Annotated in this window: 25 protein-coding genes; 10 read left to right on the forward strand and 15 right to left on the reverse strand. The window is 64.7% G+C overall.

What is annotated here, in order from left to right:
* The first annotated feature begins 9 nt into the window (after positions 1-9).
* A complete protein-coding gene (locus QSV36_RS09785; protein ID WP_289131389.1) occupies positions 10-624 on the forward strand; it encodes a 2-hydroxychromene-2-carboxylate isomerase in 615 nt (204 codons plus the stop codon).
* Here QSV36_RS09785 and QSV36_RS09790 read toward each other — a convergent pair.
* From QSV36_RS09790 to QSV36_RS09810, 5 genes are all read right to left on the reverse strand, one after another.
* Positions 597-878 (reverse strand): DUF7693 family protein, encoded by a 282-nt coding sequence (locus QSV36_RS09790; protein ID WP_289131390.1) that lies wholly within the window; start codon positions 876-878, stop codon positions 597-599. The two genes, QSV36_RS09785 and QSV36_RS09790, sit on opposite strands and share 28 nt — an antisense overlap.
* 51 nt (positions 879-929) lie before the next feature.
* Positions 930-1475, reverse strand: a complete 546-nt coding sequence (locus tag QSV36_RS09795) for a cupin domain-containing protein (RefSeq protein ID WP_087500627.1) — start codon at positions 1473-1475, stop codon at positions 930-932.
* A gap of 82 nt (positions 1476-1557) precedes the next feature.
* Positions 1558-2763, reverse strand: coding sequence for an MFS transporter (locus QSV36_RS09800; RefSeq protein WP_289131391.1), 1206 nt, complete (start codon positions 2761-2763; stop codon positions 1558-1560).
* 85 nt (positions 2764-2848) lie between these two features.
* Positions 2849-3382 carry a cytochrome b gene (locus QSV36_RS09805; protein WP_289131392.1) on the reverse strand — a complete coding sequence of 178 codons (534 nt, stop codon included), beginning with the start codon at positions 3380-3382 and terminating at the stop codon, positions 2849-2851.
* Positions 3379-4431, reverse strand: a complete 1053-nt coding sequence (locus QSV36_RS09810; RefSeq protein ID WP_289131393.1) for a catalase family peroxidase — start codon at positions 4429-4431, stop codon at positions 3379-3381. The genes QSV36_RS09805 and QSV36_RS09810 overlap by 4 nt, the downstream gene beginning before the upstream one ends.
* 124 nt (positions 4432-4555) lie before the next feature.
* Here QSV36_RS09810 and QSV36_RS09815 point away from each other — a divergent pair, with 124 nt between their 5' ends.
* Together QSV36_RS09815 and QSV36_RS09820 are read left to right on the forward strand one after the other, a co-directional pair.
* Complete coding sequence (locus QSV36_RS09815) at positions 4556-5077, forward strand: sigma-70 family RNA polymerase sigma factor (protein WP_289131394.1); 522 nt, start codon at positions 4556-4558, stop codon at positions 5075-5077.
* A complete protein-coding gene (locus QSV36_RS09820; protein WP_289131395.1) occupies positions 5074-5826 on the forward strand; it encodes an anti-sigma factor family protein in 753 nt (250 codons plus the stop codon). Before QSV36_RS09815 ends, QSV36_RS09820 begins: the two co-directional genes overlap by 4 nt.
* 78 nt (positions 5827-5904) lie before the next feature.
* Here QSV36_RS09820 and xthA read toward each other — a convergent pair whose 3' ends face one another.
* Positions 5905-6717 carry an exodeoxyribonuclease III gene (gene xthA, locus QSV36_RS09825; protein ID WP_289131396.1) on the reverse strand — a complete coding sequence of 271 codons (813 nt, stop codon included), beginning with the start codon at positions 6715-6717 and terminating at the stop codon, positions 5905-5907.
* A gap of 165 nt (positions 6718-6882) precedes the next feature.
* On the opposite strand from xthA, the gene QSV36_RS09830 reads away from it, so the two are divergent.
* From QSV36_RS09830 to QSV36_RS09840, 3 genes are read left to right on the forward strand one after another with little or no spacing between them, the layout of a single operon-like run.
* Positions 6883-7533, forward strand: a complete 651-nt coding sequence (locus tag QSV36_RS09830; protein ID WP_289131397.1) for a GNAT family N-acetyltransferase — start codon at positions 6883-6885, stop codon at positions 7531-7533.
* A 52-nt stretch (positions 7534-7585) separates the two neighbouring features.
* Positions 7586-9328, forward strand: coding sequence for an autotransporter assembly complex protein TamA (locus tag QSV36_RS09835; RefSeq protein WP_289131398.1), 1743 nt, complete (start codon positions 7586-7588; stop codon positions 9326-9328).
* Positions 9325-12999 carry a translocation/assembly module TamB domain-containing protein gene (locus QSV36_RS09840; protein ID WP_289131399.1) on the forward strand — a complete coding sequence of 1225 codons (3675 nt, stop codon included), beginning with the start codon at positions 9325-9327 and terminating at the stop codon, positions 12997-12999. The genes QSV36_RS09835 and QSV36_RS09840 overlap by 4 nt, the downstream gene beginning before the upstream one ends.
* 19 nt (positions 13000-13018) lie before the next feature.
* Here QSV36_RS09840 and QSV36_RS09845 read toward each other — a convergent pair whose 3' ends face one another.
* The 4 genes from QSV36_RS09845 to QSV36_RS09860 all read right to left on the reverse strand — a co-directional run bounded on the left by QSV36_RS09845 (position 13019) and on the right by QSV36_RS09860 (position 15463).
* Positions 13019-13573, reverse strand: a complete 555-nt coding sequence (locus QSV36_RS09845) for a DUF2589 domain-containing protein (RefSeq protein ID WP_289131400.1) — start codon at positions 13571-13573, stop codon at positions 13019-13021.
* Positions 13574-13644: 71 nt separating this feature from the next.
* Positions 13645-14307 (reverse strand): DUF2589 domain-containing protein, encoded by a 663-nt coding sequence (locus QSV36_RS09850; RefSeq protein WP_289131401.1) that lies wholly within the window; start codon positions 14305-14307, stop codon positions 13645-13647.
* 66 nt (positions 14308-14373) lie between these two features.
* The gene (locus tag QSV36_RS09855; protein WP_225778040.1) at positions 14374-14754 is read right to left on the reverse strand and encodes a Mor transcription activator family protein; all 381 of its coding nucleotides are present in this window, start codon (positions 14752-14754) and stop codon (positions 14374-14376) included.
* Between the two features lie 250 nt (positions 14755-15004).
* Positions 15005-15463 (reverse strand): hypothetical protein, encoded by a 459-nt coding sequence (locus QSV36_RS09860; RefSeq protein WP_289131402.1) that lies wholly within the window; start codon positions 15461-15463, stop codon positions 15005-15007.
* Between the two features lie 149 nt (positions 15464-15612).
* Here QSV36_RS09860 and QSV36_RS09865 point away from each other — a divergent pair, with 149 nt between their 5' ends.
* The gene (locus tag QSV36_RS09865) at positions 15613-15801 is read left to right on the forward strand and encodes a hypothetical protein (protein ID WP_289131403.1); all 189 of its coding nucleotides are present in this window, start codon (positions 15613-15615) and stop codon (positions 15799-15801) included.
* Between the two features lie 35 nt (positions 15802-15836).
* On the opposite strand, the gene QSV36_RS09870 is transcribed toward QSV36_RS09865, so the two are convergent.
* A complete protein-coding gene (locus tag QSV36_RS09870; RefSeq protein ID WP_289131404.1) occupies positions 15837-16211 on the reverse strand; it encodes a fe2+ zn2+ uptake regulation protein in 375 nt (124 codons plus the stop codon).
* A gap of 199 nt (positions 16212-16410) precedes the next feature.
* On the opposite strand from QSV36_RS09870, the gene pvdQ reads away from it, so the two are divergent.
* Positions 16411-18723, forward strand: coding sequence for a bifunctional acylase PvdQ (gene pvdQ, locus QSV36_RS09875; RefSeq protein WP_502945660.1), 2313 nt, complete (start codon positions 16411-16413; stop codon positions 18721-18723).
* Between the two features lie 130 nt (positions 18724-18853).
* Here the strand turns inward: pvdQ and QSV36_RS09880 are convergent, their stop codons facing one another.
* Together QSV36_RS09880 and QSV36_RS09885 are read right to left on the reverse strand one after the other, a co-directional pair.
* Positions 18854-19576, reverse strand: coding sequence for a UDP-2,3-diacylglucosamine diphosphatase (locus QSV36_RS09880; protein WP_289131405.1), 723 nt, complete (start codon positions 19574-19576; stop codon positions 18854-18856).
* Positions 19573-20073 (reverse strand): peptidylprolyl isomerase, encoded by a 501-nt coding sequence (locus tag QSV36_RS09885; RefSeq protein ID WP_289131406.1) that lies wholly within the window; start codon positions 20071-20073, stop codon positions 19573-19575. The genes QSV36_RS09880 and QSV36_RS09885 overlap by 4 nt, the downstream gene beginning before the upstream one ends.
* 248 nt (positions 20074-20321) lie before the next feature.
* Here QSV36_RS09885 and QSV36_RS09890 point away from each other — a divergent pair, with 248 nt between their 5' ends.
* Entirely contained in the window at positions 20322-22025 is a 1704-nt protein-coding gene (locus QSV36_RS09890) for a glutamine--tRNA ligase/YqeY domain fusion protein (protein WP_289131407.1), read from the forward strand.
* Between the two features lie 9 nt (positions 22026-22034).
* Positions 22035-23417 carry a cysteine--tRNA ligase gene (cysS, locus tag QSV36_RS09895; RefSeq protein WP_289131408.1) on the forward strand — a complete coding sequence of 461 codons (1383 nt, stop codon included), beginning with the start codon at positions 22035-22037 and terminating at the stop codon, positions 23415-23417.
* A gap of 136 nt (positions 23418-23553) precedes the next feature.
* Here cysS and QSV36_RS09900 read toward each other — a convergent pair whose 3' ends face one another.
* Positions 23554-24945, reverse strand: coding sequence for a sensor histidine kinase (locus QSV36_RS09900; RefSeq protein WP_289131409.1), 1392 nt, complete (start codon positions 24943-24945; stop codon positions 23554-23556).
* Positions 24923-25603, reverse strand: a complete 681-nt coding sequence (locus tag QSV36_RS09905) for a response regulator transcription factor (RefSeq protein ID WP_289131410.1) — start codon at positions 25601-25603, stop codon at positions 24923-24925. The genes QSV36_RS09900 and QSV36_RS09905 overlap by 23 nt, the downstream gene beginning before the upstream one ends.
* Between the last annotated feature and the right edge of the window lie 14 nt (positions 25604-25617).

The raw sequence follows: 25617 nt of genomic DNA on the forward strand, positions 1-25617 counted from the left end.
ATCGTCACCATGCACAAGACTGTCGACTTCTTTTTTGACCTGGGCAGCCCGGCCAGTTATCTGGCCTGGACCCAGCTGCCTGGCCTGTGCGCCCGCCAAGGTGCCACGCTGCGCTACCGGCCGATGCTGCTGGGCGGGGTTTTTCAGGCCACCGGCAACGCTTCGCCGGTCATGATTCCGGCCAAAGGGCGTCACATGTTCATCGACCTGGCGCGCTTCGCCGCGCGCTATGGGGTTGCGTTCGGGCTGCCGCCGGGGTTCCCGGTCAACACCTTGGCCCTGATGCGTGGGGCGTTGGGCACCCAACTGCGCTCGCCGGAGCGGTTCGAGGCGTTACTGGCAGTGCTGTTCAATGGCCTGTTCGTGCAGCGCCGCAACCTGGGCGATAGCGCCGTCCTCGACGCTACGCTTAGCCAGGGTGGCTTCGACCCGCAGGCATTTCGCGCGCTGGCGGGGGACGAGCAGGTAAAGGCTGCGCTCAGGCAGGTGACCGAAGAGGCTGTGGGGCGCGGGGTGTTTGGTGCGCCGACCTGCTTCGTCGGTGATGAGATGTTCTTCGGCCAGGACCGCCTGGACTTTGTCGAGCAGGCGCTGTGTCAGGGCGCCAGCAGCCGTTCCAGCTGAGTGCGTTCCCACAGGCTGAGCAGGTCGGTCGGGTTGGTGCCATAGCGCTGCCAATCTTCGAGCCCGGCCCGTTCCCCGTTGGGTGCCTGGCAATGGACGCATTGGGCCAGGCCCTCGGCGTCCATGGCGAGTGTCAGCTGCCAGCCCTGGATAGCGATATCGACCAGGCCGTGTTCGTGGCGGGCTTCAACGGACAAGGCATGGATGCCAAGCGCTGCATCACGCAGGCATTGGTAGATGGTCCGGGTGTTCATGCTGCTCCTGTCGGGGGCCGCTGTGCGGCCCTTCGCGGCAGTTCGGCGAGGTCAGAAATTCGCCGGGGTGTTGGCGCTGATGATCTCGGCCTCGTCCGGGCCGATATTCTTGAAGCTGTGCGGCAGGGTCGTGGGGATGTAGTAGCCGTCGCCCGAGTTGAGCACGCTCACCTGGCCATCGACCCACAACTCGACGGTACCGCGGGTGACCAGGCCACACTCTTCACCCTCGGCATGCACGATCGGTTCGCCCGAGTCGGCACCCGGTGCATACAGTTCACGCAGCATGCGCATCTGGCGGCCTTCGACACTGGCGCCGACCAGCAGCATGCGCAAGCCATTGCGGCCCAGGTCTGGCTGTTCGCCGGCACGGAACACGTAGCGCTCTTCGCGCACCGGCTCGTCGAAGCTGAAGAACTCGGCCAGGCTCATGGGGATGCCCTCGAGCAGTTTCTTCAGGGAACTGACCGAAGGGCTGACGCGATTCTGCTCGATCTGCGAAATGGTCGAATTGGTCAGCCCGCTGCGGCGGGCCAGTTCCCGTTGGGAGAGGTTGTTGCGTTCACGCACCAGTTTGAGTCGCGTCCCCGTGTCCATAGCCGCCTTGTATTCAAGAGGTGTCAAAAATAATGAGCGATGCGCATTAAAACACACTCTGCACGCTTGCGCGCTGTGCTTGTCAGGCCCTTTGTGCGGCGGGCATCGGCCACAGCCCGACGAGCAGCAGCAGGGCCGCAACGGCGAGGAATGGCAAGCGTGGGTCCAGCGCATACACCAGGGTGCCCGCCAGCGGCCCGATCACTGCGCCCATGCCCTGCGCCGCGCCGATGGCGCCGGCTGTGGCGCCTTGCTCCGACGCGTGCATGGCATTTGCCGCCAACGCGGAAAACGCCGGGAACACGAAGCCCATGCCCGCCGCCGCGACGAAGTAGCAGGCCCACAGCCACGGCGCCGTGGTTGCCAGGGCCCCGCAGGCAAAGCCCAGGGCCGACACTGTGGCACCCACCCGAATCATTTTCAGCGGTGGCCATTCCAGCTGGCGCAGCAGTACTTGCGCCAGGATCAGTGCCACGCCCACCGTGGTCAGGGCGATGCCGGCGGCCTGGGCGGCCTCGGCTGGGCCCAGGTGCAGGCGGTCGAGGGCGAAGAACCCGACAACGATCTGCGAGACCGTGACGCTGAGCATGGCGCAGAATGCAACCAGCAGGGGGCGGCGCAGGCGCGGGTCGTTCAGCTGCACCGGGCGCGGAACATGGCGGTGCGACAACGCCTGTGGCTTGAGGCTGAACAGCAGGACAAGGAAGGCGCTGGCTGGCAGCAGCGACAGAATGTGGAACGGCAGGCTCAGGCTGTGCCGCGCCAGCAGCGCGGCCAATGCCGGCCCGACTACCAGGCCGACGGCGTTGGCGGCGCCCAGCGCGGCCATGGCCCGGGCCCGGCGTTGGGGTTCGACATGGTCGGCGATCAGCGCGTTGCAGCCCACCGGGATGGCAGCATAGAAGGCACCGATGCAGCCGCGCGCCAGGGTCAGGCCGATGAACGCCAGCGTCGCCCCCGGCAACCAGCGCAATGCACCTTCGATGAACAGGCACATCAGCCAATAGCCCAGGGTGAAGCCGGCGCTGCCCAGCAGCAGGATGCGTCGGCGGCCGAAGCGATCCGCCGCGCGCCCCCAGGGGCGTGCCAGCAGTACCCAGACCACCCCCGCCACGGTAACCGCGGCACCGGCTTGCCAGGTGGCCATGCCGAGCTGCCGGGCAATCGGGCCGATCAGGGCGACAAAGGCCATCATCGACAGGGTACAGGCCATGTTGGCCAGCAGCAGCGGGCGCAGGTCCAGCGTGCTGGCAGGGAGGAGAGCGGCAGGATCCTTTGCAGCATTCATCAGGCAGTCCAGGGCAGTGCGGCAGACAGGAAGCCGAGTTGATCAGGAATCGCCATCGGTTGTCGAGCGCCCTGTCCGCTGGCGGTCACGGGTTGCGGCGCAAAGGGCCGGGCCACATGCTGCGCAACACCCCGTCACGACGCACCCACGCATGCATCAATGCTGCCCCCACGTGCACCAGCACGGTGGCAAACAGCAGGTAGCCGGCCCAGCCATGCGCCTGGCGCAAGACGGCGTAGAGCTGCAGGTCGTGTGGGGCCATCGCCGGCAGGCCCAGCGGCGGCGGATAGCCCCCCGCCGACAGCATGGCCCAGCCCAGCAGCGGCATGGCCAGCATCAAGCCGTACAGCAGCAGGTGCGAGGCGCCGGCGGCCCAGCGCTGCGATGCTGGCAGGTCGCCTGGCAAGGGCGGGTGGGGCAGAGCCAGGCGTACGCCGATGCGCAGCACGACCAGCACCAGCAGGGCTAGGCCAGTGGCCTTGTGCAGGCCGATCAGCACGGTATGACGTGGCGACAGGTCCGCGACCATGCTCACGCCGATGAACAGCATGGCCAGAATCAGGATGGCCATCAGCCAGTGCAGCAGGCGGGCGATCGGGTGGAAGGCTTCGGGTCTCATGGGCGGGCTCCAGTGCTGAGCGATTCACGGCTGCGGCGGTTGAAGGATTCCGAATAGGCGGCGGAGCGGGCGGCGAGGATCGGGTCGGCCGACGCTTCCATACCGTGGGGCAGGATTAGCGGGTCGAAGTTGAGGTCACGGCAGGCGCCGTGTTCGGGAGCATCGACCTGCTCCAGCACCAGGGTGCCGGCATCCACGCTGCGTCGCTCGGCAGGCCAGGGGCGGGCAGGGTCATCCACCGCATCGCCCGGCTCGGCCAGGACCAGGCGCAGGGTCCAGCGCAAAGGGCCCTGGGCCAGGCGTTGCTGCAGGTCATGTTGCAGGAACTGCTTGTCATCGACCTGTGCAGGCAACGCGGCAAACGCGCTGTGTGGCTCAAGTTGCCAGCGTACCGGGTGGGCGGCGCCAGCTGCATCGACCAGGTGGAAGGCATTGATGCTGTGGTATTGCGTGCTGGCGAAGCTGTTGCTGGGTTTGTAGGCGGCGACCCACTGGCGAAACGCCGCGCTTTCCGGATGGGCGGCGAAGAACGCCTGCAGTTTGCCTGGGTCGGGTTTGCCGGTAGCCGGGTCCGGCGCGCTCGCCAGCACTTGCTCATAGAACCCTTGCGGGGTGCTCACCGCCAGCACCGGCGGGTTGTTCATGCCGGTGCGCCAGACCTGCCCGTCATCGGTGCGCAGCTCGATGGCCAGGCTGCGCACCGGTATGCCGGTATCGGGCGCGAACGGATTGGCGCCGCCGATGGCGAAGCGGCCGACGACCGGCACCCGTTGCTGGCTGAACACGCGCGCCGTGGACAAGCTGGCAGCCTGCCCGCTGGCCTGGAAGTAGCCGCTGACGCACAGGCCTTTGGCGTGGTTCTTGCGGTAGCCTGGGTAGTGCCCAGCCTGGGCCTCGAATGTGTCGATGATCCGTTGTGGCGTCAGCCGGGGCTCGCCGAGCCAGCCGGCGGCATAGGCAAAGCTGGCGCCGGCGGCCAGCATCACGGCACCGATGGCCGCCAGGCGCAAGGCCCGGGCCTGGCCGTGCAGGGGTGAGTTCATGGTCATTGTCCGGTTCAGTGAAGGTGCCGGTACGACGCCGCCGGCAAAGTCTTATTCCCTCGGCCGGAATAAAATTTCCTGGCAGGCGTCTGCCCCTTACACTGACACCCTCAAAGGCCGGGACTTTGCCATGCACGATCTGGACGACCACCAGTGGCGCGAGCTGCTTGCCCGCCTGCGCCGCTTTGCCGTGTGGCTGACGCGCGAGCCGGGCAGCGCCGATGACCTGGTGCAAGCCACGGTAGAGCGGGCGCTGAGCCGGCGCGATCAACAACGAGATGCCGATGCATTGCGCGCCTGGCTGTTCACCATTCTCTACCGGCTGTTCCTTGACACTAAACGCCGTGAGCGCCTGCATGCGCGCTGGCTGTCCTGGTTTGGCCGTGGCGAGCGTGACGAGGAACCGGTTGGCGACAACCTCGAAGCCACCATCCTGGCCCAGGCCGATTTGCAGGCGTTTGCCCGGCTGACGGCAGAACAACGTGCCTTGTTGCTGCTGGTCAGTATCGAAGGCTTGAGCTACAAGGAGGCCGCGCAGGCGCTTGGTGTCCCCATCGGCACCGTGATGTCGCGCCTGTCGCGCGCGCGCAATGCCTTGCGCCAACTGACCGAAGGTGCCCCCCAGCCACCAGCCTTGCGGAGACTCAAATGACGCGCCTGATCCCCAGCGAAGACGAATTGCACGCTTATGTCGATGAGCGCCTCGAGCCCGCACGCCGCGCCGAAGTGCAGGCCTGGCTGGCGGCCAACCCGCAGGCAGCGGCCAAGGTCGAGGGCTGGCGTGCCGATGCCCGCCGCTTGCGCGCAGCGCTGGCCGGCTTTGCCGAACTGCCCGGGGCGGCTCAGCTGGACCTTGCCCGGCTGCAGCGGCAACTACGCCAGCGCCGCCAGCGGCGCTGGGCCACGGCAGCGGTACTGCTGCTGGCACTGGGGGTGGGCGGCCTGGGCGGTTGGCAGGTCCGCGACCTGAGCCTGACGCACGCCAGCCTGCCGATGGCCGATGCCGTCCAGGCGCACCGTCTGTTCGCCGGCAGCGAGGCGCTGGATATCCAGGCCAGCGACCCGGCGCAGTTGCGCGACTGGCTGGGCCGGCACTTCAGCCGCGTGGGCCAGTTGCCAGACCTGGCAGGGTATGGCTTCACGCCGGTCGGCGCACGCCTGCTGAGCAACGAGCAAGGCCCGGCGGCGTTGCTGGTGTTCGAGGACGGCAAGGGGCAGCGCATCAGCCTGTTCCTGCGCTCACCGGGTGAGCAATACCGGCGCATGCCCGACGGGCAGCGCGTGGAGGGGCAGCTGGAAGCGCGCTATTGGTCGCACGGGGCGTACAACTTTGCCTTGGTCAGCGCGGCTGACGATATGCGCGGGGCAGGGGTGGGCGAGGCGTTGCGCTTGGGGTTGTGAAAAACAGTGGCACGGCCCTGCAGGCGCGGCCCTTTGCAACGCAAAGGCCGGCCATGCGAGGCCGCACGGGCGATGCGATCAGCTCAGTTCCAGCCAGATCGGCGCGTGGTCCGACGGTTTTTCCATCCCGCGCAGCTCGTAGTCCACTCCCGCTGCCTTGATCCGCGGCACCAGGTGCTGTGAGGCCATGATCAGATCGATGCGCAGGCCACGCTTGGGCTCGTCTTCGAAGCCACGGCTGCGGTAGTCGAACCAGCTGAAACGGTCGGTAACGTCCGGGTGCAGGTGACGGAAACTGTCAACCAGGCCCCAGCCTTTCAAACGCTCCAGCCACTCGCGCTCTTCCGGCAGGAAACTGCATTTGCCAGTCTTCAACCAGCGCTTTGCGTTGTCCGGACCGATGCCGATGTCGCAGTCCTGCGGCGAGATATTCATGTCGCCCATCACCAGCAGTGGCTGGTCGTTGCGGAACTGGCCTTCGAGCAGCGCCTGCAGGTCGCTGTAGAAGCGCTGCTTGGCCGGGAACTTGGTGGGGTGGTCGCGGCTCTCGCCTTGCGGAAAGTAGCCGTTCATGATGGTGACCGGAGTGCCATCGGCGTCGGCAAAGGTCCCCCAGATGAAGCGGCGCTGGGCATCTTCTTCATCGCTGGCAAAGCCCTTGTGCAGGCTCAGCGGCGCCTGCCGCGAGAGCAGCGCCACGCCATAGTGGCCTTTCTGCCCGTGGTAGTGCACGTGGTAACCCAGTGCCTGCACCTCGGCCGCTGGGAACTGATCGTCGCTGACCTTGGTTTCCTGCAGGCCGATCACGTCCGGCTGGTGCTTTTCGATCAGCGCCGCCAGCTGGTGCGGGCGGGCCCGCAGGCCATTGATGTTGAAACAGACGATCTTCATGGAAAGACAATCCTGGTAAAAGGCGCGATGCTAGCCGACATCGCCTGTCACCACCAGCATGGCGGCTTCGCGAGGCTGCTGCTAACGTGCTGTGCAGGGGGGTGAACGATGCACGCTGAGGCACCTCCAAGGCACTGTATGCCCATTCCAGGAGGTCTGCCCGCAATGCCCGAAACCACTGCCGCTCCGGCTCGTGTCTGCCTGCTCGATGACGGCTACAGCCGCGAAGCGCGTTCGCTGCTGTACAACGCCTACCGCCACGAGCCGACCTTTGCCTATATCTTCGAGGCCCAGCGCCCGGGATATGAGCGGCGTTTGCGGGTGATGGTGCGCGAATGGGTTCGCCAGCATTTCTACCTGCAACTGCCCGCCATCGGCCTGCTGCTGGACGACCGCCTGATCGCCCTGGCCCTGATCGTGCCACCGCTGCGCCGGCTGGGCGTGGCCGACAGCTGGGCCTGGCGCCTGCGCATGATGCTGGGCACCGGCCTGCGCTGTACGCGCCGCTATATGGACTACCAGGCCGCCCTGGCCAGTTGCCTGCCCACCGACAAGGTCCATGTGTTGCCGCTGCTTGGCGTGCATCCGCAGTACCAGGGCAAGCAGTACGGCGAGCAACTGTTGCAAGCGGTGCACGACTGGTGCGCAGCGGACGCGAATACCCAAGGCGTGGTACTGGACACCGGCAACGAACACTACCTGGCGTTTTACCAGCGTCAGGGTTATGAAGAAATTGGCGAGGTAGCTGTAGGACCAATCCGGGAGAGAGTGTTCTTTCATCCCAACCCGGTCTCTTCCGATTCCGCTTTTGCCTGAGCGGGCAGCGCAGCGGCTCACTTGGGCGCGCGGCTCTGGTAGCATGCGCCGCATGACGTATTCAGGAAGATTGACCTGGGGCCTGGTTATCTGGGCCGCCAGTTTCGCAGCATGGGGCCAGAGCGAGTTGCTGGTGAAGGTTGAACCCGCCAACAAGGCGCTCAAGGCCAATGTCGAAGGCTACATCGGTACCCTTGGCGACCGTGATGAAGAAGCGCTGCTGCGCTTCAGTCGCGGCGCCCAGGAGCAGGCGCGCAAAGCCGCGCAGGCACTTGGCTACTATCAGGCGCAGATCGACACCGAGGTCAAGCCTGCCAGCGCGGCCGAGCGTTCCCCGCAACTGATCATCACCATCACCCCGGGCGAGCCGATTCGCCTGCGCAACGTGACCGTGCGCATCGAAGGGCCCGCCAGCGAGCTGAAGGCTTTTCGCCTGCCCGACAGCAAGGCCCTGCGTGCCGGTGAACAGCTCAACCACGGCCACTACGAAGATGCCAAGCGGCTGATCCAGAACCAGGCGTCACGCTATGGCTTCTTCAGTGGGCGCTTCAGCCGCCAGCGCCTGGCGGTGGACCCCCAGGCGGGTGTGGCCGACATCGAACTGGTGTACCAGAGCGGCCCGCGCTATCGCCTGGGCGCCGTGACCTTCGGCGGCGACACCCCGTTGGACGACGACCTGCTGCAGCGCATGGTCTCGTTCAAGCCAGGTACACCCTACGACTCCGAACTGGTCGCCGAACTGAACAATGACTTGCAATCGAGCGGCTACTTTGAAGGCGTGCGCGTGGATGCGGCGCCTACCGCCGCCGTCGGCGAAGAGGTCCCCGTGGACGTCCACCTGCAAACGCGCAAGCCGCGCACACTGGGCCTGGGGCTGGGCTTTTCGACCGACGTCGGCCCCCGCGGCAAGGCCAACTGGACTCGCCATTGGGTCAACCCGCAGGGCCATAGCTATGGCTGGGAAACCGAACTGTCGGCACCGCGGCAGAACGTCGGCCTGTGGTACGACATACCGCTCGACCCGCCGCTCACCGACAAACTGCGCTTTGCCGGCGGCTACCAGAACGAGGAAATTGCTGGCACCGACACGCTCAGTAAGCTGCTGACGGTCGGCCCCGAGTGGCACAGCAAGCTGCCCAGTGGCTGGCAGCGGGTGGTCTCGCTCAAGTACCAGCGGGAAGAGTATCGGCTGGGCGATGATTCCGGCTTGAGCAACCTGCTGATGCCGGGGGTGAGCTTCTCGTTCCTGCGCAGCGACAACCGCATCGACCCGCATAACGGTTACCGCCTGCAGTTCGATGTGCAGGCCGCCAAGGAAGGGTTGGTTTCGGACACCAACCTGTTGCATGGCAACGTACTGCTCAAGGGCCTGACCACCCTCGGTCACAACCACAGGCTGCTCGGCCGGGTGCAGTTCGGGGGCAGTGCGACCAATGGCTTCAAGAACAACATTCCACCTTCATTGCGCTTCTTCGCCGGTGGCGACCAGAGCGTGCGCGGCTACGACTACCAGACCCTGTCGCCGAAAAACAGCGATGGCGACCGCATTGGCGGGCGCTACCTGGTTGCTGGGAGTGTCGAGTACCAATACTCACTGACCGAGAAGTGGCGGCTGGCTACCTTCGTCGACCAGGGCAACTCGTTCAACGACCTTGAGCTGCCGAGCCTGAAGACCGGCGTCGGTTTTGGTGTGCGCTGGGTATCGCCGGTCGGGCCATTGCGCCTGGACCTGGCCAGGGCACTGGATGACGAAGGGGGCATCCGCCTGCACTTTTCCATGGGGCCTGAGTTGTGAAACGTGTGATCAAGTATTTGCTGGCGGGCCTGCTCGGGAGCATTGCCGGCCTCGGTATTGCCGTGGGCCTGCTGCTGGGGACCGAGGCGGGCAGCCGCTGGACCCTGGGCCAGGTGCCTGGGCTTGAGGTGGCGGATTTCCAGGGCCGCCTGGGCGGTAGCTGGCAAGCCAGCCGGCTGGTCTGGGCCGACGGTGCCAGCAGGGTAGAGCTGCAGGCACCGCTGCTGGCCTGGTCGCCTGCATGTTTGCTGCGCGGCACCTTGTGCATCGGCCAGTTGCAGGCGCAGCGCATCGACATGGCCTTTGCCCCAGCGGCCGAGCCGAGCGAAAGCGGCCCGTTGCAACTGCCAGGCCTGCGTTTGCCGTTAACGGTCGAGTTGGGTGAGGTCAAGGTCGGCCAGTTGCGCCTGGACGGCAGTGATCTGCTGGGTGACCTGCACCTGGCTGCGCACTGGACACGTAGCGGGATGCGTATCGACAGCCTGCAGCTGCAGCGTGATGACCTGCAGTTGAACCTGCAGGGCGACCTGCAGCCCGAAGGCGACTGGCCGGTGCAACTGCAGGCGCAGCTGCAACTGCCCGCAGTAGACGGCAAAGCTTGGCAGGTGGCGCTGACTGCCAGCGGCGAACTGCAGAATACCTTGAAGCTGGCAGGGACCAGCAGTGGCTACCTCGACGCTACCCTGAGCGGGCAGCTGCAGGCGCTGGCCGAGCATCTGCCGGCAGCGTTGCAGGTTCGCGCCGAGGCATTCAAACCGGCCGGTTCGCTACCCGACACCCTGCAGTTCAACCAGCTCAAGCTCGATGCCAAGGGCAACCTGCTCAGCGGTTATCAGTTGTCGGGCTCTGCCAGTCTGCCCGCCGAACAGTCGCCAGTGGCCTTGCTGTTGTCTGGATTGGTCGATAGCAAAGGCGCCAGGCTGGCTGCCCTGGACCTGAGCGCCAGCGACACCCAGCGCGTCAAGCTGCAAGCCACGGCCGACTGGCAGCAAGGCCTGGCCGCCGATGCCCAAGTGGACTGGCAGGACTTCCCGTGGCTGCGCCTGTACCCGCTGGAGACGCCGCCCCAGGTCACGCTCAAGCGCTTCATCGCACAGGTGCATTACCGCGATGGCAATTACCAGGGCAGCTTCAACGGCGACCTGGATGGCCCGGCCGGGCCGTTCAGCCTGGCCAGCCCGTTCCAAGGGGACCTGAGCCAGCTGAAGCTGCCGCAGTTGGCGCTGAGTGCCGGGCAAGGCAAGGCTGAAGGCAGTGTTGCCGTGGGTTTTGCCGACCACCTGGCCTGGGACGTTGCCCTGCAGCTTTCGGCGCTCGACCCGGCCTATTGGCTGGCCGAGCTGCCAGGCACCCTGGCCGGGCCGCTGCGCAGCAAGGGTGAGCTCAAAGGTGATGCGCTGAGCCTGGAGGCCCAGCTGGACCTGAAAGGCCGTCTGCGCGGCCAGCCGGCAGTGCTCAAGGTCGACGCCCAAGGGGCAGGGGAGCGTTGGACGCTGGGCGCCTTGGCCATCCAACTGGGTGACAACCGCATCATTGGCAGTGGCAGCCTGCAACAACGCCTGGCCGGGCGGATCGACCTCGACCTGCCGCGCCTGGGCCAGTTGTGGCCAAGGCTGCAGGGCCAGGTCAAGGGCCGGCTGGACGTCGCCGGTACCTTGCAGGCCCCGCAAGGTACCCTGGCCGTGCAAGGCCAACGGCTGGCCCTGGCTGAGAACCGCCTGCAGCAGCTGGGCCTGGATGCCCGCCTGGATAACGCCCAGCGCGGCGTGCTCGTGCTCAAGGCCGGCGGCATCCACCTGGGTGACACGGCATTGGGTGAGCTGCAGGCCAACGGCAAGGGCGACGTTCGCCAGCAAGCGCTGACCTTGGCGCTGGACGGCCCGCAACTCAAACTCGACCTGGGCCTGGATGGCCAGTTGAACAAGGGCGACTGGCGTGGGCGCCTGGCCAGCGGGCGAATCCAGGCCGGTGGCCAGGACTGGCGGTTGCAGGCACCGGCGCGCCTGCAGCGCCTGGCCAGCGGCCAGCTGGACTTCGGTGCCCATTGCTGGCGCTCCGGCCAGGCCAGCCTGTGTGGCGAGGACCAGCGCCTGGCCCCGGACCCACGCTTGCGCTACCACCTCAAGCAGTTCCCGCTGGACAGCCTGGCCCAGTGGCTGCCGAAAGACTTCGCCTGGCAGGGCCTGCTCAATGCCGATATCAATCTGGACATTCCCGCCAGCGGCCCCAAGGGCAGCATCGTCGTCGACGCCAGTGGCGGTACCCTGCGTGTGCGTGACCAGGAGCGCTGGGTCGACTTCCCCTACCAGGCCCTGCGCCTGGACAGCACACTGGCACCACGGCGCATCGATACCCGCCTGGTTTTCCGTGGCCAGCGCCTGGGTGAGCTGAACGTCAATACCCGCCTCGACCCGCTGGGCAGGAACAAGCCGTTGTCCGGTGATTTCCGCCTGGCCGGCCTCGACCTGTCAGTGGCACGACCGTTCGTGCCGATGGTCGAGCGCCTGGCCGGGCAGCTCAATGGCACTGGACGGCTGTCGGGTACCCTGCTGGCGCCGCAGGTCAACGGCAACCTGATGCTCAGCGGCGGCGAGGTCAGTGGCGCCGAGCTGCCGGTCAGCGTCGAAGGCCTGTCGTTGCAGGCGTTGATTGCCGGCGAGCAGGTGCAGCTTGTGGGTGACTGGCGCAGTGGCGAGGCGGGGCGGGGCCAGTTGCGCGGCAACCTCACCTGGGGCCAGGCATTGGGCATGGACTTGCGCCTGCAAGGCCAGCAACTGCCCGTTACCGTCGAGCCCTATGCGACGCTGGAGGTCGCCCCTGACCTGACCTTGCGCCTGGTCGACGACAAGCTGGCAGTCACCGGCAAGGTGCAAATACCCAAAGGCACGATCACCGTGCGTGAGTTGCCACCGTCCACCGTAAAAGTGTCGGACGACACGGTGATCGTCGGCCACCAGACCGAAGAGGGTACCCCGCCCATGGCGATGGCCATGGACATCGACGTCGAGGTGGGCCACGACAAGCTGGCATTCAGTGGCTTTGGTCTGAAGGCCAACCTGCTCGGCCATGTACACATCGGCGACAACCTTGATACCCGGGGTGAACTGAGCCTGGCCGACGGGCGCTACCGTGCCTACGGCCAGCGCCTGACCATTCGCCGTGCGCGGCTACTGTTTGCCGGGCCGATCGACCAGCCTTACCTGGACATCGAAGCAATTCGCAAGGTTGACGACGTGATTGCCGGTATCCGCCTGACCGGCAGTGCAGAGCAACCCACTACCAAGGTGTTCTCGGAGCCGGCCATGAGCCAGGAACAGGCATTGTCATACCTGGTGCTGGGGCGGCCACTGGGCGCTTCCGGTGAAGACAACAACATGCTTGCCGAGGCGGCTCTGGGCCTGGGGTTGGCCGGTAGCGCCGGCATCACCGGCAGCCTCGCTTCGAGCCTGGGAATCGACGACTTCCAGTTGGACACCGAAGGTTCGGGCAACACCACGAGTGTGGTCGCCAGCGGTAACCTGACCGAGAAGCTGAGCCTGCGCTACGGCGTGGGGGTGTTCGAGCCCGCCAACACCATTGCGTTGCGCTACAAGCTGAGCAAGAAGGTCTACCTCGAGGCTGCCAGCGGATTGGCCAGTTCACTGGATATCTTCTACAAGCGCGACTTCTGAGTCGCGCGGGGGGCGGCCGTCAACGGACCGTAGCCGCCTCGATGAACTCATTGGTATCGGGCGAAGGCGGGGGGCTGGGGGCACGTACCGGGATGATCAGCTTGGTGTAATCCTCGATCAGCCGGTTGAGGGCTTCGGGTGGCTCGCTGGCCTGGAACTGCATGCGGATCTGCACTTCGTCCGGGTCACGGCTTTCCCCTTGGCGGCCTTGGCCGCCGATCGTCACCTTGAAGCTCGCGGCCTGGTTTTCACTGGCGGTAAGCAGTGCCCGTTGTGCTTCGGTACCTTTGACCCGGACCGACAGGTCGACCTGCATACGCTCCAAGGCCAGGCCCTTGGGCGAGACCAGCGCGAACAGGGGCACGCGCATGATATGTTGGCCGTCCATCGCTACCTCGACCATCTTGGCTTTCATGGGCGCGCCCAAGGCTTCGCTGTCACAGTCGAAGAACTGGTCGAACAGGTTGATATACTGCTGCGCGATCAGACCGTTGGTAGCGCTGGCGGCTTCTTGCAGGCCACGCGTAATTTCACGCAGGTCGATGGACGTCATCGGGGCAGGAACTTTGTCCACTCACTTGGCTCCTCTGGACGGTAGTGCCCCCACCCTGCCGAGTGGGGGCTTTTTTGTGGTTTTTGCGTGGTTCAAGGCGCCATGGCGCCGTTGCGGGCACCGGCTCCAGCGTCGGCGCCCTTGTTATTCAGCGTGTCGGCCGTCGAGATCGCATCGGGGCTTTCCAGTGCTGCCGTCTTGACCACGGTCGGTTTGGTGGCGGCGTCGGTAAGGAAGTCGATCACCCGCATCAGCGCTTCTGGGGGTTCCTGGCGCTTGAGGGTGGTGTTGAAGGCATAGCGGGCGCGGGTATCGGTCTTGCGGGTTTGCGTGGACTTGTGGCTGATGCTGCCTTTCATGTTGAGTTTGAAAGGTCCCCAGCCCAGCGAGGCGGCCATTTCGCCGCTCTTTTCGCTGCTGGATGTGTCTTCCGCCGACTGTTCGATGGTCAGTTCGAACTCGACCTTGCCTTCTTCGATGGCGATGTTCGGGTGGGTAATGGCCGCCAGCAGCGGCACTTTCATGGTCTTGCTGACCACGCCCTTGTATTCGCCCTGTTCGTCGACAATGGTTTCGTCGTAGTCGAACTGGATGGCGACCGCTTTGCCGTCCTGGATGCATACTTGCATCAGGAAGTCGGCGTATGACTTGCTCGCGGTGACCTGGGCCTGAACCATCGCTTGCAGCGGGCCGGCAATCATGCGATCCATCGGCAACGAGTTGATGACGGATCCAATGAGGCTGTTATCTATCATGACGGGTCTCTCTTTCTGGTTGGGTGTGACAAGCGATCATTAGCGACCGGTCACGGGGGTTGGGGCTCAGCGAGCGCACGCTTCCTGGCGACGGATGTTGCCGATCTGGCGCAGGCTGAGGCCGTACTTGTTGGCCAACAGGCTGCGTGACAAGCCGTTGGCGCTTTCTTTCTGGATTTGCAGATTGCGTAGTTGACGCAGGAAGTGGTCGGCCTTGGGAATTTCCAGGGCGACCCCGGCAAAACGCTTGATCAGTGCGTCAAGTGCTTCGGCCGGCAGAACGTCGGCGAGCTTGGTGCGCTCACGGTACTTGGGGATGTACTTGGGTCTGCCGCCATATGCACAGGTGAGCTGATAGGCGTTTTCGATGCCGATGCAGTCAATCAGGGCCTGCAACGAATGGGGCAGTTGGCTGGTATCGATTTGGCTCAAGTCTGGCAATTCCATGTGGCGCTCCTCGGGGATGGATGGGATTACTACCCGATCACCAGCGGCGTTATGTCGACGGTGTGACTGAATTTTCTGCGACAGCCCTGGCAGGTCGCTAGGCGACATAGGGGTTTGGGCTTGTAGCTTCGGAGAACAGCTTTCGCAGGCAGCGATATCCGGCGCTGTAGGACATGGATTCAACACTCGGCTGTAGCGGGCGGTTTCCCATCGGGTCTCCTCCGGGTATGCCTGTTGGGTCCGGTACCCCTCAGTCGCACGGATAGCTGCTCAGGAGGCTGGCGCTGCGCAAGTAAGACTGGGGGGTGTCGAGCATGCCTTGTGGCAGCGTGCGCCAATCGACCAGCAGGCACAGTGCATGCAGCGGCTGGCCGTCGCGCTGGCCGACTACCTGGCCGGCAAAGGTGCGCCGGTACACAGCCTGGGTTTGCTGCAGTGCTTGGACCCGGTCAGCTTGGGCCAAGGTTTGCCGGGCCAGTTCAGGCAGCCGCGCCGGCGCTACGCTGAAATGCACGGATGCACCGTTTGCCTGCAGGTAGCCGGCCTGGCGCACCCGTTGCCAGAGTTGTTGCCACTGGCTGGCACCGGCCTGGTCTGCCAGGTTGCGCCCCAGCTCAAGCAGTTGCTCGGCCGAAGCCTGGCGGGTATCGAGTGCATGCAAGGAAAAAGGCGTCAGAAACAGGGATGCGAACAGCAGGGGTTTGTACATGGTGACTCCGGCGGGTAACTTGGGAGCCCCATGCTTTCAGGCCGCCGCCGGCTCACCCAGCAGGAAATCCAGCGCCGGGGCCGACCGGCGTTGTATCATTGCCGCGGCTCGTTGCGAGCCATTTGCCCCGATGTTGCAAGGAACCTTCGATGACACACGTGCAGCGCCTCAAATATTCCATTCTGATCATTCTGGTCGTGCTGGGCCTGATGCTGGGCCTGTCCCATCTGCAGAAGCAGGGCACGATCAGTGAACAGACCTTTCAGATACTGGCGATTGCCATCGCCGTGGTGGTCGTGGTGATCAACGGCATCTTGCGGCGCAAGTTCAAGCCCTGACGAGCTGGGCCGGCCTGGTGTGGCCGGCCGCCCACTCAGCGTGAAGACGCCTGCTCCAGCACGGCGCGTGCCTGGGGGTGGAGGCTGTAGCACTTGTCGCTGCCCAGCTGGATGACGCCTTCTGCGCACAACCGCTTGAGCACTTCGCGCACGCTGAGGAACGACAGCGGAATATCCAGCTGTTCCAGTTGTGCGTGCACACCGCGCACACCGATGCTGCGGCCACTGCGCTGGGCGACGTGCAGGGTGTCGATCACCTTGAGGCGGATCAGGCTGGTGCGCAGGCCGAAGGTGCGCAACAACTCGCGGATCTGTTCGTTGCCGGTGCGTCCGTCGGCCAGTGCGTCCTGTCCCTGGTGCGCTTTGCCCGGGACGCGCCCGGCCTGGATCGAGGATGGCGGGTTGTACATGTGAATGCTCCTTTTCGTCGACGAACCCGAAACAATCGGTGCCTCACTGACTAAGACGAATGAGAAGGGAAAAACTGCAGCCCTTCGGTGAAAAAAAATGCCGGTTACCGTGTAAGACGTTTCATCAGCCGGTGCTTGGTAAAATTTCCATTCAGGTATTCGTCTGATCGGGATGACCCCCCGAAAACGAGGAATGCCTGTGTTTCCACTTTTCCGTCCCATGACTTGCGCTGGTCTGGCTGTCGCCTTGGTGGCGTTCAGCGCAGGTGTTCCGGCACAGACCGCCGCAGGCGATGCCAGCGCGCAGATTCGTCGCACCAGTTATGGCGTGCCGCATATCGTGGCCAAGGATGAGCGGGGTCTGGGCTATGGCATCGGCTACGCCTATGCCCAGGACAACCTGTGCCTGCTGGGTAACGAGGTGCTGACCGTCAGCGGCGAACGGTCCCGATATTTCGGTGCCAACGGCAAGACGCTGGAGCAGCGCGACAACCTGGCGAGTGACCTGTTCTTCACCTGGCTCAACAGCCCCTCGGCGGTCAATGCGTTCTTGCAGGCACAACCGGCCTCGGTCCAGGCGCTGCTGGCGGGCTATGCCAGCGGCTACAACCGGGCCCTGGCAGAGCGCCGTGGCCAAGGGTTGCCCGCCGAGTGCGGCAATGGCGAGTGGCTGCGACCGATCAGTAGCGCAGACCTGGTCAAGCTGACCCGCCGGCTGTTGGCCGAAGGGGGTGTCGGGCAGTTCGTCGAAGCCCTGGCGGGTGCGCAACCGCCCAGTCTGGCCGACCGGCAGGCCACGAACGGCTATGCCACGGCGCTGGCCCGGCAGGAACGTTTTGCCCTGGAGCGCGGTAGCAATGCGGTGGCCTTGGGCGCCCGGCGTTCGGCCAATGGTCGCGGCCTGTTGCTGGCCAACCCGCACTTCCCGTGGATGGGGGGCATGCGCTTCTATCAGATGCAGCTGACCATCCCTGGCAAGCTCGATGTGATGGGGGCGGCATTGCCGGGGCTGCCCGTGGTCAATATCGGTTTCAACCAGCACCTGGCCTGGACGCACACGGTCGATACGTCGCAGCACTTTACCCTGTACCGTCTGCAGCTCGACCCCAAGGACCCGACCCGCTACCTGCTCGATGGTAAATCGCTGCCGCTGGTCCGGCAGACCATCAGCGTTGCAGTCAAGGCCGAGGACGGCAGCCTGAGCCAGGTACAACGCCAGATCTACAGTTCGCGTTTCGGCCCGGTGGTGCGATGGCCCGGGCGCCTGGACTGGGACAGCCGCACGGCCTATAGCTTGCGGGATGCCAACCTGGAAAACACCCGGGTATTGCAGCAGTGGTACCAGATCAACCGCGCCGACAGCCTGGCAACGCTGCAGGGGTCGATCGGGCAGTTGCAGGGTATTCCCTGGGTCAATACGCTGGCGGTGGATCAGGGTGGCCAAGCCTTGTACCTGAACCAGTCGGTGGTGCCCTATGTCGACCAGCAGTTGCTGGACACCTGCAGCAATCCGCAGGCCCAGGGGCGCCTGGTAGTGCTCGATGGCTCGCGCAGCGTGTGTGCGTGGAAAGTGGACGCGCAAGCGGCACAGCCGGGTATCTTCCCGGCGCGCCTGCTACCAAGCCTCCAGCGCAGCGATTTCGTACAGAACTCCAACGACCCGGCCTGGATGACCAACCCGGCGCAGCCGCTGACCGGCTATTCGCCGCTGGTAAGCCGTAGCGACCAGCCGCTGGGCATGCGTGGCCGTTTTGCCCTGCAACGCCTGCAGGGCAAGGCCCGGTTGAGTATCGATGATCTGCAACGCATGGTGACCGACGATGAGGTGTACCTGGCCAGTCTGGTGCTGCCAGACCTGCTGCAATGGTGCCAGGGCGCCGCTGCCGATGTGCAGGCCGTATGCAGCAGCCTGGCGGCCTGGAACGGCAAGGCCGACCTCGACAGTGGCATTGGCCTGGTGCACTTCAACAACCTGTTCGAGGCGCTGGCCAAACACCCGGATAGCTGGCGGGTGGCTTTCGATCCAGCCGACCCCCAGCATACCCCGCGCGGCCTGGCGGTCGAGCAGGCGGCGGTGCGCAAACGGCTGCACCAGGCGGCGCTGGCGTCGCTCAGGCAGGTGAATGAAAGTGGTGTGGCAGGGCAGGTGCGCTGGGGCCAGGTGCAACAGGCGGTCGACGGCACCCCGGTGCCGGGCGGCCCGCAAGCGTTGGGCGTGTACAACGCGATCCACAGCGTGCCGCACGGGCAGGGCAAGCGGCTGGTGGTCAGTGGTACCAGCTACCTGCAACTGGTCAGCTTTACCGACAAGGGGCCGGAGGCACGCGGGTTGCTGGCGTTTTCCCTGTCGAGTGAAGCGGCTTCGGCGCATGCCAGTGACCAGACCAAGGCGTTTGCGGCCAGGCAACTGGCGACGATTCCGTTTACCGAGGCGCAGATCAAGGCTGACCCGGAGTATCGGGAAGTCGTGATCAGTGAGCGGGACAAGGGGGCAGTGGTCAGCCGGCCTTGAAACGTTAGCCAGTGCCTGCCTCTTCGCGGGTAAACCCGCTCCCACAGTACTGCACCAGGACTGCAAGCAGCACGATACCTGTGGGGGCGGATTTGCTCGCGCAGAGGCCGGTATTAGCAGCGCTACGGCGTCAGGAAAACTCGAACGGCGCCAGCTGAAAGCCTTGCTCATCCACCTGCAAGACCCAGCCCCGGCGGTCCCAGTCACCCAGCACGATGCGCCGCGCCGGTTGCCCATCGACCACCAGCTTGTGGATCGCCGGCCGGTGAGTATGGCCATGCACCAATGTGCGTACGCCATGCGCGGCCATCACCTGGGGCACTTCTTCCGGCGTCACATCGACGATCTCGGTAGCCTTCATCCGTACTTGCGTGCGGCTTTCGCTGCGCAGCTTGTGCGCCAACTGGTACCGCGCCGCCAGCGGCAGGTGGCGCAAGATCCACAGGCTCAGCGGGTTGCGCAGCAAACGGCGCATCTTCATGTAGCCCAGGTCACGCGTGCACAAGGTGTCGCCATGCATCAGCAACACCGGTTCGCCAGCGAGTTCGATCACGCTGGGGTCGGCCAGCAAGGTGCAGCCTGCGGCGTCACAGAAGGCCTGGCCAATCAGGAAGTCGCGGTTGCCATGCATCAGGTAGGTGGCCGTGCCGCTGTCGCTCAGCCGGCGCATGGCCTGGCAGATCGACTGCTGGAAGGGTGTCATGGCGTCGTCGCCGATCCACGCTTCGAAGAAGTCGCCGAGGATGTACAAGGCCTTGGCGTGGCGGGCACGACCATCGAGCAAATCAAGAAACGCCCGGGTAATGTCCGGGCGTTCTTCTTGCAGGTGCAGATCGGAGATCAGCAGGATCACTCAATGATCTCGGCTTTCTCGATGATCACGTCGTCTTTCGGCACGTCCTGGTGGCCAGCCTTGGAGCCGGTCGCGACCTTTTCGATGGCATCGACGATTTCACGGCCTTCGATCACTTCGCCGAACACCGCGTAACCCCAGCCCTGCACGTTCTTGCCGCTGTGGTTGAGGAAGTCGTTGTCAGAGGCGTTGATGAAGAACTGCGCCGAGGCGGAGTGCGGCTCCATGGTACGGGCCATGGCGATGCTGTACTTCTTGTTCTTCAGGCCGTTGTCGGCTTCGTTCTGGATGCTGGCGCGGGTCTTCTTCTGGCTCATGCCCGGCTCGAAGCCGCCGCCCTGGATCATGAAGCCCTTGATCACGCGGTGGAACACGGTGCCGTCGTAGTGGCCATCCTTGACGTACTGAACGAAGTTTTCGGTAGTCAGCGGCGCTTTTTCGGCGTCCAGTTGCAGGACGATGTCGCCGTGGTTGGTGCTCAGTTTGACTTTGGACATGCTGAAACTCGCTCTTTCAAGGCAATCGGGAATTAGGATGCGCAGGGCGCGGGTTACCACCTGACGCAGGATCAGGCGATCGCGACACATGGCGCGCACTGGCCATTTTGCCAGGCTGCGGCAAAAAGCCGTGATAAATCACGCCTGTTTGTCCGGGCCCGACTGTCAGCAGCTTGACTGCTTCGGCTATGATAGGCCCTTTGATTCAATCGGCCTACCCAGGCCGGCCACGTGCATTCAAGGATCCTATGAGCAAGCCCACTGCCGACAACGCGCCCAACGCCGCTGCCAAAGGCGCCCCCGCTGTCCCTGCGAACTTCCTGCGGCCGATCATCCAGGCCGACCTGGACTCGGGCAAGCACAGCCGCATCGTTACCCGTTTCCCGCCGGAGCCCAATGGTTACCTGCACATCGGCCACGCCAAGTCGATCTGCGTCAACTTCGGCCTGGCCAAGGAATTCGGCGGCGTCTGTCACCTGCGTTTCGACGATACCAACCCGGCCAAGGAAGACCAGGAGTACATCGACGCCATCCAGAGCGATGTCAAGTGGCTGGGCTTCGACTGGGCCGGTGACGTGCGCTACGCCTCCGACTACTTCGACCAGTTGCACGACTGGGCGGTAGAGCTGATCAAGCGTGGCAAGGCCTACGTTTGCGACCTCACCCCCGAGCAGGCCAAGGAATACCGTGGCAGCCTCAAGGAGCCAGGCAAGAACAGCCCGTTCCGCGAGCGCAGCGTGGAAGAGAACCTGGACCTGTTCGCGCGCATGAAGGCCGGTGAGTTCAAGGACGGCGAGCGCGTGCTGCGGGCCAAGATCGACATGGCGTCGCCGAACATGAACCTGCGCGACCCGATCCTGTACCGCATCCGCCATGCCCACCATCACCAGACCGGTGACAAGTGGTGCATCTACCCCAACTACGACTTTACCCACGGCCAGTCGGACGCCATCGAGGGTATCACCCACTCGATCTGCACCCTGGAATTCGAAGGGCATCGTCCGCTGTACGACTGGTTCCTCGACAACCTGCCGGTGCCGGCACACCCACGCCAGTATGAGTTCAGCCGCCTGAACCTGAACTACACCATCACCTCCAAGCGCAAGCTCAAGCAACTGGTCGACGAAAAACACGTCGAAGCCTGGGACGACCCACGCATGTCGACCCTGTCCGGCTTCCGTCGCCGTGGCTACACCCCGGCCTCGATCCGCAACTTCTGCGAAATGATCGGCACCAACCGTTCCGACGGCGTGGTCGACATGTCGATGCTGGAGTTCAGCATCCGTGACGACCTGGACCGTACCGCACCACGCGCCATGTGCGTGCTGCGCCCGCTGAAGGTGGTCATCACCAACTACCCGGAAGGCCAGGTCGAGCAGCTCGAGCTGCCGCGCCACCCGAAGGAAGACATGGGCGTACGCGTGCTGCCGTTCTCCCGTGAGCTGTACATCGACCGCGACGACTTCATGGAAGCGCCGCCGAAGGGCTACAAGCGCCTGGAGCCGGCCGGTGAGGTGCGCCTGCGCGGCAGCTACGTGATCCGCGCCGACGAGGCCATCAAGGACGCCGACGGCAACATCGTCGAGCTGCGCTGCTCGTACGACCCGGACACCTTGGGCAAGAACCCTGAAGGGCGCAAGGTCAAGGGGGTTATCCACTGGGTGCCGGCCGAGGGTAGCGTCGAGTGCGAAGTGCGTCTGTACGACCGCCTGTTCCGCTCGCCGAACCCGGAAAAGACCGAGGAGGGCGGCAGCTTCCTGGACAACATCAACCCGGATTCGCTGCAGGTGCTGCGCGGCTGCCGTGCCGAGCCGTCGCTGGCCCAGGCCCAGCCCGAGGACCGCTTCCAGTTCGAGCGCGAAGGCTATTTCTGCGCCGACCTGAAAGACAGCCAGCCGGGCCGCCCGGTGTTCAACCGCACTGTCACCCTGCGTGACTCCTGGGGCAGCTGAGGAACCGCCGTGCTTACCATCTACAACACCCTGAGCAAAGCCAAGGAAGTCTTCAAGCCGCTGGATGGCAACAAGGTGCGCATGTACGTGTGCGGCATGACCGTGTACGACTACTGCCACCTGGGCCATGGCCGCAGCATGGTGGCCTTCGACCTGGTCACGCGCTGGCTGCGCAAGAGCGGCTACGAGCTGACCTACGTGCGCAACATCACCGACATCGATGACAAGATCATCAACCGGGCCAACGAGAACGGCGAGACCTTCGACGCCCTGACCAAGCGCATGATCGATGCGATGCACGAAGACGAGCGCCGCCTGAACATTCTGCCGCCGGACCAGGAACCGCGTGCCACTGACCATATCGGCGGCATGCACGCAATGATCCAGACCCTGATCGACAAAGGCTACGCCTACGCCCCGGGCAACGGCGACGTGTACTACCGGGTCGGCAAGTTCGTCGGCTACGGCAAGCTGTCGCGCAAGAAGATCGAAGACCTGCGTATCGGTGCGCGCATCGAGGTTGATGAAGCCAAGCAGGACCCGCTGGATTTCGTCCTGTGGAAAGGCGCCAAGCCGGGCGAGCCGAGCTGGGAGTCGCCGTGGGGTCCGGGGCGTCCGGGCTGGCACATCGAGTGCTCGGTGATGTCCACCTGCTGCCTGGGCGAAAGCTTCGACATCCACGGCGGTGGCAGCGACCTGGAGTTCCCGCACCACGAGAACGAGATTGCCCAGAGCGAGGCGGCCACTGGCAAACCGTACGCCAACGCCTGGATGCACTGCGGCATGATCCGCATCAACGGCGAGAAAATGTCCAAGTCGTTGAACAACTTCTTCACCATCCGTGACGTACTCGAGAAGTATCACCCGGAAGTGGTGCGCTACCTGCTTGTGGCCAGCCACTACCGCAGCGCGATCAACTACTCGGAAGACAGCCTGCGCGATGCCAAGGGCGCCCTGGAGCGCTTCTATCACGCCTTGCGTGGCCTGCCGCGCGTGCCGGCCAAGGGTGGTGAGGCGTTTGTCGAGCGCTTCAGCGTGGCGATGAACGACGACTTCGGCACGCCTGAAGCCTGCGCCGTATTGTTCGACCTGGTGCGCGAGATCAACCGCCTGCGCGACAGCGACCCGGATGCGGCTGCCGGCCTGGCGGGTCGCCTGCGCGAGCTGGGTGATGTGCTGGGGGTGCTGCAGCTGGACGCCGATGACTTCCTGCGTGCCGGTGCCGAAGGCAAGGTCGATGCTGCTGTGGTCGAGGGCTTGATCCAGGCGCGCCTGCAGGCGCGTGCGGACAAGAACTGGGCAGAATCCGATCGTATTCGCGACCAGCTGAGCGCCATGGGGGTCGTGCTGGAGGACAGCAAGGGCAGTACCACCTGGCGTCTGGCTGACTGATCAGTACAGACGGGGCCGCTTTGCGGCCCATCGCGGCACAAGGCCGCTCCTACAGGAATAGCGCAGCCTAGGATGCTTGCGTCGCCCCTGTAGGAGCGGCCTTGTGCCGCGATGGGCTGCAAAGCAGCCCCATTGTCTACTTGCCTGACGTGGCCAACGGGCAATGCAGAACCAGCCTGGCCCCACCCAACTCGCTTGCTCCCACTTCCAGCCCGAACCCGTGCAGGTCGACGATCGCCGCAACGATCGACAGCCCCAGCCCGAACCCCGCATGGCGATGACCTTCCTCACTGCGATAGAAGCGCTTCAGTACCGCAGCCCGTTCTTCTTCGGGAATGCCCGGCCCGCTGTCTTCGATGGCCAGGTGCAGGCCGTTGTCATCCTGCGTTGCGCTGATCCGTACCAGGCCACCCTCGGGGGTAAACTTGATAGCGTTGCCCACCAGGTTGGCCAAGGCTTCGAACAACAGCTCGCGGTCACCATGCAATGCCGGCAGGTCCGAGGGCTGCTGCAGTTCCAGGTGAATGCCGCCATCCTCGGCCAAGGGCAGGTAGAAGTCATGCAGTTCCACCAGCAAGGCGTGGGGGGCCAACTGTACGAAGCCGGCGCGGCGTTGCCGGTCTTCCAGTTCGCTGATGCGCAGCAGCCCGCGGAAACGCGCCATCAAGGTGTCGGTTTCGCCGATGGCCTGGTCCAGCGCCTCGGCCTGGGTGGAGTCGCTGTCGCTCTGCTGGCGAATGCGGTACAGCTGGGCACGCAGGCGCGTGAGCGGGGTACGCAGGTCGTGGGCGATGTTGTCGCAGACGCCCTTGACCTCGTGCATCAACCGCTCGATGCGGTCGAGCATGGCGTTGACGATGGCCGCGAGCATGTCCAGTTCGTCACGCCGGGCCGATAACGGCAGGCGGTGGGTGAGGTCGCCGGCGACGATCAGCTCGGCCTGGGCCTGGATCGCACGGATGCGTTTGAGCGGCCTGCGACGCAGCAGGTACCAGCCGGCAAAGCCCGGGATCAGGGTCAACGAGATGCCCCACAGCAGCGCATGCAGGATGATCCGTGTCACCACGAACAGCGAGCCGTTGTCACGCACAAGCACCAGCCAGCGGCCGTCCTGCACCTTGATCGCCACGGCATCGCAGCTGTCGCGCGGCATGTGTGGGTCGTCGGCGTCCAGGCAGCGCTTGAGTTCGTGAACCTTGCCATCGAACTTCAGTTCTGCCGGGACGGCGCGAATGCGCCCGCCAAGCGGCTTGAACTGGCCGTCGAACAGGCCGTAGGCATCGAAGCTGCGCTCTTCCAGGGCCTGGCTGGCGACCAGGGCGTCATCCAGCTGCTTGCCGCTCATGTGGGCGAACAGGTGCTGGCGCTGGAGCATGGAATGACGGGTGAGTTTGTTCAGGTAGCTGGACACTTCGAAGTACAGCACCCCCATGAGGATGCTGCTCCAGGCCACGAACAGAAAGCTGTACAGCGCCAGCAGGCGGCTGGTCGAGGAGCTCCAGCCTTTAGACGGGTTCAGCAATGGCATAGCCGGAGCCCCGCACCGTACGGATCAGCGGCGACTGGCCGGGAGAGTCGATTTTCTTGCGCAGGCGACCAATGTGCACGTCGATCAGGTTGGTACCCGGGTCGAAGTGGTAGCCCCAGACTTCCTCGAAGATCATCATGCGGGTGATCACCTGGCCGCTGTGGCGCATCAGGTATTCCAGCAGCTTGTATTCGGTGGGTAGCAGGTTGAGCGTCTGGTCGCCGCGTCGGGCCTCGTGACTGATCAGGTCCAATTGCAGGTCGGCAACCTGCAGGCGGGTCTGGGTGACGGGCACGCTGTTGCGGCGCAGCAGGACCTCGACCCGTGCGGCCATCTCGTCGGAGGCGAACGGTTTGGTCAGGTAGTCGTCACCGCCGGCACGCAGGCCGCGCACCCGTTCGTCGACATCCGAGAGGGCGCTGATCATCAGGATCGGCGTGGCGATCTTGAGGTTGCGCAGGGTGGTGACGATGGTCAGGCCGTCGACCTCGGGCAGCATGCGGTCCAGGGTAATCAGGTCGTAGCCGCCGGCAATGGCTTTGGAAAGGCCTTCACGGCCATTGTCGGCCCAATCCACTTCCAGGCCGTGGCTGGTAAGTTCGGCGACGATTTCCTGGCCGGTGACGGCGTCGTCTTCGATGGTCAGTACGCGAGGCATGCTGGTTTCCGGGC

Origin of the sequence: Pseudomonas sp. BCRC 81390 (genome assembly GCF_030341915.1) — a bacterium.
GTDB lineage: Bacteria > Pseudomonadota > Gammaproteobacteria > Pseudomonadales > Pseudomonadaceae > Aquipseudomonas.